General features: G+C 61.4%; 9 protein-coding genes and 2 pseudogenes. 3 read left to right on the top strand and 8 right to left on the bottom strand.

Going from position 1 to position 12,688, the window contains the following annotated elements; translation table 11 throughout:
• Window positions 1-23: 23 nt before the first annotated feature.
• Complete coding sequence (locus tag AC1DNK_RS24480; protein ID WP_112598866.1) at window positions 24-1,094, bottom strand: LLM class flavin-dependent oxidoreductase; 1,071 nt, start codon at window positions 1,092-1,094, stop codon at window positions 24-26.
• 55 nt (window positions 1,095-1,149) lie between these two features.
• Window positions 1,150-1,991: pseudogene (locus AC1DNK_RS24475) on the bottom strand (NADPH-dependent oxidoreductase).
• 386 nt (window positions 1,992-2,377) lie between these two features.
• Between AC1DNK_RS24475 and AC1DNK_RS24470 the strand changes: the two are divergent.
• Window positions 2,378-3,274 (top strand): fructose bisphosphate aldolase, encoded by an 897-nt coding sequence (locus AC1DNK_RS24470; RefSeq protein WP_477943766.1) that lies wholly within the window; start codon window positions 2,378-2,380, stop codon window positions 3,272-3,274.
• 68 nt (window positions 3,275-3,342) lie between these two features.
• On the opposite strand, the gene AC1DNK_RS24465 is transcribed toward AC1DNK_RS24470, so the two are convergent.
• The 6 genes from AC1DNK_RS24465 to AC1DNK_RS24440 form a co-directional block, all read right to left on the bottom strand.
• Window positions 3,343-4,164, bottom strand: coding sequence for a carbohydrate ABC transporter permease (locus tag AC1DNK_RS24465; protein ID WP_112598858.1), 822 nt, complete (start codon window positions 4,162-4,164; stop codon window positions 3,343-3,345).
• Window positions 4,161-5,033: a carbohydrate ABC transporter permease gene (locus AC1DNK_RS24460; RefSeq protein ID WP_477943765.1), complete on the bottom strand. Its 873-nt coding sequence runs from the start codon at window positions 5,031-5,033 to the stop codon at window positions 4,161-4,163. The genes AC1DNK_RS24465 and AC1DNK_RS24460 overlap by 4 nt, the downstream gene beginning before the upstream one ends.
• A gap of 53 nt (window positions 5,034-5,086) precedes the next feature.
• Entirely contained in the window at window positions 5,087-6,412 is a 1,326-nt protein-coding gene (locus tag AC1DNK_RS24455; protein WP_477943764.1) for an extracellular solute-binding protein, read from the bottom strand.
• A 42-nt stretch (window positions 6,413-6,454) separates the two neighbouring features.
• Window positions 6,455-7,990: a putative N-acetylmannosamine-6-phosphate 2-epimerase gene (locus AC1DNK_RS24450; RefSeq protein WP_477943849.1), complete on the bottom strand. Its 1,536-nt coding sequence runs from the start codon at window positions 7,988-7,990 to the stop codon at window positions 6,455-6,457.
• A 55-nt stretch (window positions 7,991-8,045) separates the two neighbouring features.
• Window positions 8,046-8,795 carry a GntR family transcriptional regulator gene (locus AC1DNK_RS24445; protein ID WP_477943763.1) on the bottom strand — a complete coding sequence of 250 codons (750 nt, stop codon included), beginning with the start codon at window positions 8,793-8,795 and terminating at the stop codon, window positions 8,046-8,048.
• A gap of 132 nt (window positions 8,796-8,927) precedes the next feature.
• Window positions 8,928-9,239, bottom strand: a complete 312-nt coding sequence (locus AC1DNK_RS24440) for a hypothetical protein (protein WP_477943762.1) — start codon at window positions 9,237-9,239, stop codon at window positions 8,928-8,930.
• Between the two features lie 179 nt (window positions 9,240-9,418).
• Here AC1DNK_RS24440 and AC1DNK_RS24435 point away from each other — a divergent pair, with 179 nt between their 5' ends.
• Together AC1DNK_RS24435 and AC1DNK_RS24430 are read left to right on the top strand one after the other, a co-directional pair.
• Window positions 9,419-10,846: an ISNCY family transposase gene (locus tag AC1DNK_RS24435; RefSeq protein WP_112599180.1), complete on the top strand. Its 1,428-nt coding sequence runs from the start codon at window positions 9,419-9,421 to the stop codon at window positions 10,844-10,846.
• 302 nt (window positions 10,847-11,148) lie between these two features.
• Window positions 11,149-12,523: pseudogene (locus AC1DNK_RS24430) on the top strand (ISNCY family transposase).
• Window positions 12,524-12,688: the final 165 nt, after the last annotated feature.

The raw sequence follows: 12,688 nt of genomic DNA, 5'->3' as shown, positions 1-12,688 counted from the left end.
CGCCGTTCGCAGTTTGACTGCCTCTACCGCCTCAGCAGCGGCAGAAGCTTGTCTCCCTGCCGCCTGATCTCTCCGAGATAAGGCGTGTCCGACAGCACGAAATGCGTGATGCCGAGCGCCTCGTATTTGCGCAGCGAGGCTGCGACGTCTTCGGCTGAGCCGACGAGCCAGGTCGTGCCCGCGCCGCCGCCGCCGAATTTGCCCGGCGCGGTGTAGAGATTGTCGTCGAGCACATCGCCACGTTCATGGAGCTCCAGCAGGCGGCGTTGGCCGACGGCGACGGTGCGGCGATGGTCCTGCCAGTTGCCGCCCTGGCCGGCCGCCATTTCGGCAACCTTCCTTTCGGCGTCGGCCCAGGCTTCCTCCCGCGTATCCCTGACGAGGGTCGTGATCCTCAGGCCGAATTCCAGCGGTGCGAGATCTCGGTCGAGGCCGCGGCTCAGCGTCTTCAATCTCTCGATGCGTTCTCTCACGCCGTCGAGCGGTTCGCCCCAGAAAAGCTGGACGTCGGCCTCCGTCGCCGCCACTTTCTCGGCAGCCTCGGAGGCGCCGCCGAAATAGAGCTTGGGATGGCGGCGCCCGGCGCGCTCTGCAATGCGCGGCTGAACGGTCGAGCCTTCGACGCTGAAATGCTCGCCTGCAGCGGTGACGTTCTCTTCGGTCCACAGGCGGCGGACGAGGCGCATGAATTCCTTCGTGCGGGCATAGCGGTGCGCCTGATCGCCCTCGCTGTCGCCGTAGGCCGCAAGATTGTCCTGGCCGGAGACGATGTTCACGCGGACGCGCCCGCCGCTCAGGTGATCGAGCGTGGCCGCAGCCGAGGCGAAATTCGCCGGGCGCCAATAGCCGGGGCGGATGGCGATCAGCGGCTCGAAGGTTGCCGTGCGTGCCGTCAGCGCGGCTGCGACGGTGAACGTGTCCGGCCGCCCCCAGCCAGTACCGATCAGCGCACCCTTCCAACCATGATCTTCAAGCGCGCGGGCGTGTTCCGTCAGCGTCTCCAAACTGTTGTGATTAACGGTCGCGTTGTCGCCGCGGTGACCGGCTGTGACATCGTTGGGGATGTACCAGAGGAATTCGGAACTATCGGTCATGCGTCTGCCTGCTTGTCGATCTGAGTGATTGTATCGGATGGCCGGGCGGCGCGGCTTATTTGAGCGGAAAGCCGAGCTTGCGAATAACGCTCTTCAGCACGTGCCTGCCATTGAGCGCAGCGACAGTGCCGATGCGCTTTCCGACCTGCTCGGTCCAGTCGATCCTCGGCATGGACTGTTCCGCCTGGAATGTTGAGAGCGCCTGATTGTAGTCGCCAAGAAAGGCCCGATGCGCGGACGGATCGTAGCGGTTGCGACGACCGCCGCCTGGGCGAGACGTGGTTTGACATCCGCAGGACGGGCGGGATCGGGATAGCCGACGGTCAGGCCGAAAACCGGGAATACCCCGTCAGGCAGCCCCAAGGCCTGCGATACGGCGTCCGGGTCGTTGCGGATGGCGCCGATATAACAGGTGCCGAAGCCAAGGGATTCCAAAGCGACGACGGCATTTTGTGCCGCAAGGGCTGCATCGATAACCCCGAGCAGAAAGCTTTCGACATAGTTGAGACCTTCGGCAGGGCCGCCCTGTTCCTCGGCGATGCTGCGCGGCCGGGCAAGGTCGGCAAGCCAGACCAGGAGCAGCGGTGCCTGGGCGATCTGGCGCTGATTGCCGGCGACGGCGTTCAGCCTGCGCTTGATATCCCCGTCTTCGACGGCAACCACGCTCCAGGCCTGCAGGTTCGAGGAACTGGCCGCCGACTGCGCTGCCGCGACGGCGATATCGATGACATCAGCCGGGACCGCCTGCGGACGATAGTCGCGGACGCTGCGGTGAGACAGGATGGCCTCGAGCGCTTCGTTCCACGGGCCCGACAGCGTCTGGCCGTTGCGATAGCGGCTGGCGGCCAGCGTGGTCAGCCTGTTGTGATCCGGTGTGACGGGCGCGGACAAAGTCATTCAGATCTCCTCAAGCGGTGCGGCGGTCGCACGGACGTGACGGGACCATGCCCGCTCGGGCGCGGGCTTTCCAATTACAAAAGTTCCTTCAATGCGCCGGAAATAGAATATAATTTCTATAGGTTATTCTGATCTGATCGCGCTGAGCACGCATGACGGCATTAGCGATGCGCTGGGCGATCTGATCGAGGCCGGACGCGCCGCTTCGCGTCATCCGGCATTCCGTAGCGGCGCGATCGTTTATCATCTTTTCGAGAGATATGATTGCACTCGCTGCGAAATATGCGACGTTGTCTCATTGGGACGGTTCGGCCGTCTCGATGACAATAGCCGTTTGAAATCGAGCAAAAAGCGCGCGTGAAACGCAGCGCGATGGGGAGAGAACAATGGCAGATGCAGAAATGATGTCGCAGATGACCGGCAAGGCAGGTTTCATCGCTGCTCTCGACCAGAGCGGCGGATCGACGCCTGGCGCCTTGCGTCTCTACGGCATTGCCGACAGCGATTATGGCAGCGAGGAGGAGATGTTCCGCCTCATGCACGAGATGCGCGTCCGGATCATGACCGCTCCCGCCTTCTCCGGCGACAAGGTGATCGGCGCCATCCTCTTCGAGAAGACCATGGATGGGGAAGCCAGAGGAAGGGCGGTTCCTTCGTTTCTCTGGGAGGAGCGGGGCGTGGTGCCGTTTCTCAAGGTCGACAAGGGCCTTGCTGCCGAAGAAAACGGTGTGCAGGTAATGAAGCCGATGCCCGATCTGGATGTGCTGCTTGATCGCGCCGTGAAGAAGGGGATCTTCGGGACGAAGATGCGCTCGGTGATCGCCAATGCCGACCGCGCCGGCATCGCCGCCGTCGTCAAGCAGCAATTCGCGATCGGCCGGCAGATTCTCGGCTATGGCCTGGTGCCGATTATCGAGCCTGAGGTCTCTATCAAGAGCCCGACCAAGCAGGAAGCCGAAGCTATTCTGCTCGATGAAATCAGCCGCGAGCTGGATGCGCTGCCGTCCGGCGAGCGGGTCATGATCAAGCTGACCATCCCGACGGTTGCGGATATCTACAAGCCGCTCATCGACCACAAGTCCGTCGCCCGGGTTGTGGCGCTTTCGGGCGGATACAGCCGCGCCGACGCCTGCGAAAAACTCAGCCACAATCACGGCATGATCGCCAGCTTCTCTCGCGCCCTGACGGAGGATCTGCGGGTGACGATGAGCGACGCGGAGTTCGATTCCAGTCTCGCCAGAACCATCGACCAGATCTACACAGCGAGCGCCACGAAGATCTAGGCGCCTGCAGCAAATCTTGGCACGGGCTGCGCTGCTTCAAAAAGGAGCGGCGCAGATCTGCCGTTAGTCTATCCCTTCACAGCGCCTGCAGTCATCGAGCCGGAGATTTGCCGGTACATGAGAAGGCCGAGCAGGGCGGGCGGAAGCGCGCCGAGCGCCATGACGGCCGAGGCAACGCCCCATTGCACGCCGCCGCCGCTGGCGGCGAAGAAAAAGGAGGCGCCGACCGTCATCGGCACGGCCTTGTTCGTCGTCAGCATCAGGCCGAACAGGAATTCGTTCCAGGCGGTGATGAACCCGAAGATGAATGCGGTGACGAGCGCTGGACGGATCACCGGCGCGATGACGCTCACCATCGCCTGAAACGACGAGGCGCCGTCGATCCGTGCCGCCTCGTCGAGTTCCAGCGGCACGTCATTGATGGCGTTGACCAGCATGACAAGCGCAAGCGGGATGTTGACGATCGTCAGGATCAGGCCAAGGCCGATCTGGGTGTCGAGGAGACCCAGCCACTGATACATCATGTAGAGCGGGATCGCGAAGATGATTAGCGGAACGGCGCGCAGGTTGATCACCAGCGGCATCAGCACCCGCCGTCCCACCTCGCTGCGGGCAATCGCATAGGCTGCAGGCAGGCAGAGAAGGATCGCAAGCCCGGTTCCGAGCACGGCGGCGATCGTGCTGTTCAGCAGGTAGGAATAGATGTTGAAGCGATCCGTCTGCGTCAGGATGCTTGCATAGTTTGCAAGCGTTGGCTCGCTGATCCACAGGCCGGCATTGCTGGAAAGCTCGCGGGCGCTCTTGAACGAGGTGACGAGGGTTACGATGATCGGGAAGTTCATCGCCGCCGCGGCAATGGCGAAGACGGTCCAGCGAAGAGCGTAGATCATGCTGCTTTCCTCCGGCGCCCGGCGAGCCAGTTCAGGCCGTGAAGCACGGCAAGCGACGCGACGAAAAGCACGACCGAAGCGGCCACGGCCTTGCCGATCGAGCCATCCTTGAAGAAGGACTGATAGATATAGATGGATAGCGACGTGGTGGAGCCGCCGGCGCCGCTTCCGGTCAGCGCGTAGACATTGTCGAACACGCGGAAACCGTCGATGAAGCGGATGAAGAAGGCGATGACCAGTGTCGGCATCATCAGCGGCAGGTCGATCCACCACAGGACGCGCCAGGCCGATGCACCGTCGAGCGCAGCTGCCTCGCGCACATCGAGCGGAATGGCCGAATAGGCGACGTAGAAGAGCAGAAAGGCGAATGGCGTCCACTGCAGCGTTTCGATGACGACAAGCGCCTTGAAGGCATTGTTGACGTCGAGAAAGGCAGGGCTGTCGCCGAACCACAGAAAAAGATAGTAGGGCACCGGCCCGGCGAATTCATGCAGTACGAGCCTGTACATCAGGCCGATCATCGCAGGCGCCACCATCAGAGGCAGCATCAGCGGGGCCATCAGAGCCGAACGCTTCGCCAGCAGCGGCGCGAGGAAGATCGCCAGAAACAGGCCGATCACACATTCTGCAATTGCCGTCAGCATGCCGAAGCGGAAGGAAAAGAAGGTCGCCTGCCAGAAGCCGCGGTCCTGGATGACTGCAAGATAGTTCCCGAAGCCCGTGATCGTGGGGCTGCGCAGGTTCTGGAAGCTGACGGTCGAGACCGAATAGACCAGATTGACGAGGGCCGGAAAGCCCAGGAAGAGCAGCAGGAAGCCGATCAGCGGCGCCAGATAAGCCCTGCCTTCGGCACGTGATACGATAGCCATTGCGGTCCGCCGGATGGGAGGGATGCCGGGCTCACCCGGCATCCGGTACAAGGTTACTTCTTGAGGAGATCCTGCATGCCGGTCTTCGTATGGGCAAGCGCGTCCTCAAGGCTCTGCTGGCCCGACCAGTAACCGGTGAATTCCTTGGCCTGCAGCTCATAGACGGAGAGTGCATTGGCCGAGGTGGCGCCGTTCATCACATAGCCGTATTTGCTGGCAAATTCGCCAAGCTTGACGAGATCTGGCCGCTCCGAAGCGATCTTCGCCACGACCTCGGGCGTCAAGGCCGGCGAACCGCCGCCGCGGGCATAGGTCAACGCCGCATCTTCGGTTGCCAGCCATTTCAGGAACTTGACGGCGCCTTCCTTGTTCTTGGCATTCTTGTTGAGGCCAAGACCAAGGCCGTGGATATGATCGGCGCGGCCGTTCGGGCCGGCCGGCGGCGCGACGATGCCGGTAACGCCGGCCACAGCCGGAGACTTCTCGGCATTGGTCAGGTCGGCGGCCGCGGCGTTCCACTGCAGCGCAGTGGCTGCCTGACCGGCGGCAAAGGCTGCGTTGGTTTCCGGATATTCGTAGCTTAGCGAATCCTTCGGCGAGGCACCGGCATCATAGAGCTTCTTGTAGAGCTGCAATCCGGTCTTGTAGGCGTCGGAATCGACCGTCACATTGCCGCTGGCATCCATCCAGTCTCCACCATAGGATCGCGGCAGGGACTGGAAGACCATCATGTTGAAGAGCAGGTTCTTCATCTGCAGCACGGTGCCATAGCGAACCGGGCTATCGGGATTGGCCTGCTTCGAGAAGTAGAGTGCGGTCGCCGCCCAGTCGTCCCAGGTCCAGCTGTCTGGATCCTTCGGCTGCAGATCCTTGCCGAGAACCTTCTTGGCGAGCTCGGAATAGGTCTTCTTCGCCGCATCGTCCTTTAGCAGCGCGTCGATCAGGTCCTTGCGGTAGTACATGAAGTGAAGCGAAAGGTCGGTCGGCACGCCATACTGCTTGCCGTCGAACTGCATCGTCTTGAGAACGGAATCACCGAAGACCTTGGCGGCATCCGGTCCGAGATCGACCGGCTCCATGTAGGGCGCGTAACGGCCGATCGAATAGGTGGCGACGAGGTTGATGTCGAAGGCGCTCGAACCGGCTGCCATATCGGCCTGCAGCTTGTCGTAGAAGCCGTCGCGGTTGAAGAACAGCAGTTCGACCTTGTCGGCATCGGCAGCGGTCTTGTTATAGGCGTCGACGGTCCCGCGCAGCGCCGTTTCTTCCGATCCGCCGGGCCATCCGAGCACGGTCACCGTTGCATTGGCGAGACCTGGCAGGGCGGCACTCGCAAGAAGCACGGCGAGAGCCGGAGCGATTATCTTTTGCAGTTTCATCGTTGTTCCCTTTCTTTGTTTGGTTTGTTCATTCGGTGGTCTTCAGCGGTGCTGCCGCGCAAGGTCGGTAACGCCGATAATGCCTGCGTGACTGCCGAGTTCAGCGGGGGCGAGCTCGGGCCTGATCCTTGATCTGAGGTCAGCGACGTGACCGCGCACCCGATCGAGATATCCGGGGGCAAGGCCGATGCCGCCGCCGATGACAATGCGCCGGGGGTCGAACATCAGCTTGATATCCCGGCAGAGCAGCGCGACCCGGGCGGCGGATTCCTCGACAATCGCTGTCGCCCATGCCGATCCGGCCGCGGCTTCGGTAAAGACCGCGACGGCGTCCGCCTCATGCCCGGCGCGCTTCGCTTGCCCGGCGATCCAGAGGCCCGAGGTCGTATCTTCAAGGGGCTCGGTTCCATGCGAGGCGATGCGGGTCAAGCCGAAATGACCGGCAAGGCCCGGCAGAAGCTTGCCATTGGCGACGATACCGCCGCCGATGCCGGTGGAGATTGTCAGGAAGACGATATCCTCTCCCTTGCCCGCACCGAACCGGTATTCACCCCAGGCGGCCGCCTGGGCATCGTTGATGGCTGAGACCGGGGTGCCGAGCCGGGCGGCGGCGCGATCGATCAGCGGATAATTGTCCGGAATTCCAAGCGTCACCGGGTTCATTGCCGACCAGCAGCCATCCTCGACGAAACCGGTGACGGCAATGCCTGCATGTGAGAATTGGCCGCGCCATCTGTCAATCTCGGCGGCAATGGCGTCAAGCCAGGAGTCGGGTCCTTGATCGCGCAGCGTCGGGACTACGCGTTGGTCTATAACCTCTCGGCCTTGGACCAGAGCTGCGATGGTCTTGGTGCCGCCGATGTCGATGGCAAGCACTGGCCTGCTATTAGCCTCGCGGGCGGAAAATGCGGCCGCTACAGCCTCATGGAACCAGGCTGTTGCATGTTCTGTGCGGGTGATCGCCGAGCCGACGACGACGGCAAGGGCGCCGGCGGCAGCCGCCTGCTGGGCCTGTTCCGGCGTGCGGATGCGGCCCTCCGCGATCACGAAGGGGGTGAGCTCGCGCATGGCAGCAATCAGCGCGATATCGGGTTCGATTGGCTCCGGTCCGCCGACATAGCCCGACAGGGTCGTCCCGACGAAATCGACACCGGCGGCGAGCGCCCGTCTGGCATCCTCGAGCGAGGAACAGTCGGCCATCGTCAGCTTGCCCCTGGTTTTGGCCGCAGCAATCAGGGCATCGATCGAAGCGGGGCGGATACGGTCCGTGGCGTCGAACGCGATGATATCGGCACCGGCATCGGCAAGCCCCTCGACATCGGCAACGAAGGGCGTGATGCGCACCGGGCTGCCATCGAGATCGCGCTTGACGATGCCGATAATCGGCACGGCGACATGCGGGCGGGCAGCCTTGACATAATCGACGGATTCGATGCGCACTGCCGCAGCACCCGCGGCTGCAGCCGCATTTGCAAAACCGATGACAAACCGGGCATCATCCATCGGGCCATCGGGAACCGGCTGGCAGGAAACGATGAGGCTGTTCTTGAGGTCTTCGCGCTGCACGGGATGCTCCATTTCGGGCATCACGATATCGCTAAAATACCAGATGGCAACCAGTTTATAACTGGTATTATCTCTGCAATTCGAAGACGAAGTCGTAGACCTCGCCCTTGTACCGCGTCTCGCAGAGCTCGACGATCTGGCCGTCTGCCAGGAAGCACCGGCGCTCGGTGACAAGAAGGGGCGCGCCGGGATCGCAATTCAGGTGAACCGCGTCGTCGGCAGACGCGGCGCGCGACCGCATGCGCTGGACCGCGCGCTCGGGCATGAAACCACGGTCCTGGAGAACGGTATAGAGCGATTGGTCGATCAGGTCGGGGGAGGGAACGAAGCGCACCGGGACGACCGACGTTTCCACAGCGATCGGAAGTCCGTTGGCCGTTCGAACCCGTTTCATCCGGATGACATTGGCGTTTCCGGCAATGCCGAGCGCCATCATCTCGGTGGTGGACGCACGGCTGATCTGCTTCGATATCCAAATACATCCAGGCACTTGCCCTCGGGCGCTGATGTCTTCCGAGAAGCTCGTCAGCGTCGACATCGACTTTTCGACACGCGATCCGATTTCCGTCTTCGAGCCGTGCCGGCGGCTGAGCAGTCCTTCCTGTTCAAGAAGGGAGAGCGCTTTGCGGACGGTAACCCGTGAGAGCGACAGGGAACCGGCAATCACCCGTTCGCCGGGCAGCACGCTCCCGGATTGAAAGGCCTGCGTCTGGATGGCCTGTTCGATCGCCAGCTTCAGCCGCTTGTACAAGGGAATATCGAGGGGGATTTGCGCCAGAGATTTCTCGATGGCGGTGACAACCTGGTTCTCGGACATAAAAGTTCCGCCAACTTCCCTGTAAAAAATCCTCTGGACTTATACTGGTATTATCTTCCGGGCGCGAAGGAATGGCAAGAGCGCAGTGGCGGCAGGGAGAGCTGACGCCGCGAAGGCGTCAGCTCGTTGATGTCAGCGGCGAAGAGCCGGGCAGCCGCGCGCATTGGCAAAGCTGATTTCATCCGGGCCGCGGCGCGTCCAGCCCTGAACGACCACGCGGCGCGGCGTGATGTCGACGACATGCGCGCGCCGGAAACCAAAGTCCCGGGCGCGGTCTTCAGCCAGGCGTGGATCGCAGCCACGCGACGGGCGGCCATAGCCGGGTGGCGGCGGGGGCGGCCTGTTCCAATCCTGTTGGGGAGCGAAGCGCGGAGGCGGTGCCCGGCCGTATTCGTCGTAATACTGCGCCGAGGCGAAGCCGGCCGTTGAAATGAAAGCGCTCACCGCAAGCAGTGCGCCAAGTTATGCGATCTTCGTGTGTAGCGGCATTTTAGAGATGCGACATATAGGCTAGTTAGAGATGCGACAGTCGTCGCTTCTTGGGATGCTAGCTGAACGTCAGCATTGGGAAGCAAGACAAGCGACGTGCATCGTGGTCGAGGCCATTTATGTTCGGAGTCGTCATGTCGTGTTTGATTGTCATGTCGCAGAAGGAATTGCATCGTCTTGAACATATTCGGCAGGTTCGCCAAGGCAGCCTGACGGTCACGCGGGCGGCTGAGCTACTTGGGCTCAGTCGCAGCCAAGTCCATCGGCTGTTGCAGGCCTATGATCTGGACGGGCTCGACGGTCTCGTCTCGAAGAAGCGCGGCCGCCCGAGCAACCGGCGCCACAGTGAGGATTTCCGCAATCTGGCTCTCGACCTGGTGCGTGAGCATTACGTGGATTTTGGCCCAACCTTGGCGGCCGAGAAGCTAGTTGAGCGCCATCGGATTTCCGTCAGCAAAGAGACGTTGCGCCAATGGATGATGGAAGCCGGCATGTGGGTATCACGCCGCGAGCGCAAGAAGCGGGTCTTCCAGCCACGCGGCCGGCGTGATTGCTTTGGTGAACTCGTCCAGATCGACGGGTCGCATCACTGGTGGTTCGAGGACCGTGGCCGCAAATGCGCCCTGCTCGTCTACATCGACGATGCGACCGGCAAGCTGTTGCATCTGCGCTTTGCCGCCTCTGAGAACACCTTTGACTATCTGCATGCGACGAAGGCTTACTTGCAGCAATGGGGCAAACCGATTGCGTTTTACAGTGACAAGCACGGTGTTTTCCGCAGCACGCATGCCTCGATGACGGACCGCACGAGCGGTCTGACGCAATTCGGCCGGGCGCTTTATGAGTTGAACATCGACATTATCTGCGCCAACACCCCGCAGGCGAAAGGCCGGGTGGAACGCGCCAATCAGACGCTGCAGGATCGGCTGGTGAAGGAATTGCGGCTGCGCGGTATCGATACGATCGAGGCGGCCAACGCATATGCGCCTGAGTTCATGGCGGATTTCAATACGCGTTTCGGGAAGCCACCGCGCAATCCGAAGGACATGCACCGGCCGTTGGCCGATCATGAGAACCTCGATGATGCCATGTGCCGCAAGGAGGTTCGCAAGCTGTCGCATTCCTTGACGCTGCGCTACGACAAGGTGATGTTCATCCTGGACCCGACAGAGCGCGCCAGGGCGCTGGCGGGAAAGAAGCTGATTGTTTGCGATTATCCTGACGGACGACTTGAGATCACGGACGGGGAAGCCTCCCTGCCCTACAAGACGTTCGATACGTTACGGTCAGTACACCGATCCGAAGTGGTCGAGAACAAGCGGCTGGACGACATGCTGTCTGTTGTCGCTGAGCTGCAGGCGGGGCGTGAGCAGCAGCGCAGCAAAAGGGGACCGCGTCGAAGCGGACAGACGGATCACATGTTCGGTATTCCCGATGGCAGTGTCAGCAACGGTTATCAGAAACGCGGCACCGAACCTGGACGAAAGACGGATTTTACGAAGGATCCTGCCGTCATCGCCCGACGGCGGCAAGCGTTGGCGCGCCTGGGTCCGGCCGAGTGATGTAAGCGATCCGGCTGAGAAAGCGCAGTATATGATTGCGCTTGAGTCATCCGCCGCCGACCGAGCTGCGCAACCCTGGCCATCTCCGCCCGGACGGCGGCTAATTCCCGAGCACACATCAATATAGAATCTTGCAATTCCAGTAATAGTGAATAGAATTACGTCGCGTTTCTAAATTGCTTACTTTGTATCATCTTTAAATAGCTGTGACATTGTGTGTAGCCGCAAAGTTAGAATGTCCTGTTTCTGCAAAGTTGGAATGTCACACTCCCCGGGTCTGAATGACGTCCGGGAGATTGCAGATGGGATTGATTGCGATGAGCGAACGCGATCTGCAGCGGATCGAGATTTTGTCGAAGGTGGTTGCCCAGCGGATGACCACGGTGTCAGCGGCGCATGTGCTTGATCTGAGCGAGCGCCAAGGTGCGCCGGCTGCTGGAGCGTATGCGGACTGGCGGCGCGGCTTCGATCCGGCACAAGGCGATCGGCCGACCGTCGAACAACCGGATCAGCGACGGGGTTCGCGATTATGCGATGACGCTGGTTCGCGAACGCTATGCGGATTTCGGGCCGACGTTGGCGACGGAGAAGCTGGCTGAACGCGATGGTTTGCGGGTGTCGCGCGAGACGGTGCGCAACTGGATGGCGGATGCCGGCCTCTGGCTGTCGCGCAAGCAGCGGCGGACGTTTCATCAGCCGCGGCTGCGGCGCGAAGCCTATGGCGAGCTGGTGCAGATCGACGGGTCGGAGCATCGCTGGTTCGAGGATCGCGGACCGCCTTGCTCGCTACTGGTGTTTGTCGATGATGCGACCGGCAGGTTGATGCAATTGCGCTTTGTACGCTCGGAAAGTGCCTTTACTTACTTTGAGGCGCTCAAGCTCTATCTGCAGGCGCATGGTGCTCCCGTCGCCTTTTATTCCGACAAGCATTCGGTGTTTCGGGTGGCGAAGAAGGAAGCCAGGGGTGGCCAGGGCATGACCCAGTTCGGGCGTGCGCTCTGCGAGCTAAACATCGAGATTCTTTATGCAAATTCGAGCCAGGCCAAGGGTCGGGTCGAGCGCATGAACCGGACGCTGCAGGACCGGCTGGTCAAGGAGCTCAGGCTTTCTGGCATCGACACCATGGAGGCTGGCAATGCGTTCTTGCCGGGCTTCATGGAGGACTACAATGCGCGATTTGCAATCGTCCCTGCCCGCCCGGACAACCTGCACCGGCCACTGAATCTGGCGCCGGATCGGTTGACGGAGATCCTGTGCAAGCGCGAGCAGCGTTATGTCGGATCGCAGCTGACGTTTTCGTTCGAGCGCCAGCGGATCATGCTGGAGGAGACCGAGGTGACGCGCGGTCTGGTGGGTCGCTATGTCGAGACCTATGCTTATGCGGACGGTCGGCTGGAGGTGCGTTGGAAGGGATATTCCCTGCCCTACACCGTGTTCGACAAGGATCAGCGGGTGACGCATGCGGCGATCACCGAGAACAAGCGGTTGGGTGATGTTCTTGCCTATATCAAGGAGCGCCAGGAACAGCAGGACAAGCCGACGGTGAAGAGCAACAGCGACAAGAATGGCTATGTCAAACGTGCTCGCGGGCCGGGCCGGCGGAAGGATTTTGTGAACGATCCGGCGGTGATTGCTCGGCGAAAGAAAGCACTGTCGCGGCAGCAGGCTGCTGAGTGAGGCGTCTCAAAGCTAAAGCCGAAGAGGTGTATTTACCACCCGCCCCGATCTGATCTTGCAACCGGGATCAGCCGGTCAGATCGGGGCTGGCCCGTGTGCCGTATGGTGGCCTTGCGGACATTTTAACTTTGCAAACCGGCGGACATTTCAACTCTCACGCCACAT

The organism is Rhizobium sp. 01N424 (genome assembly GCF_056399485.1).
The sequence above is the reverse complement of the archived record's forward strand: the minus strand, read 5'-3'. Positions and strand labels throughout refer to the sequence as shown.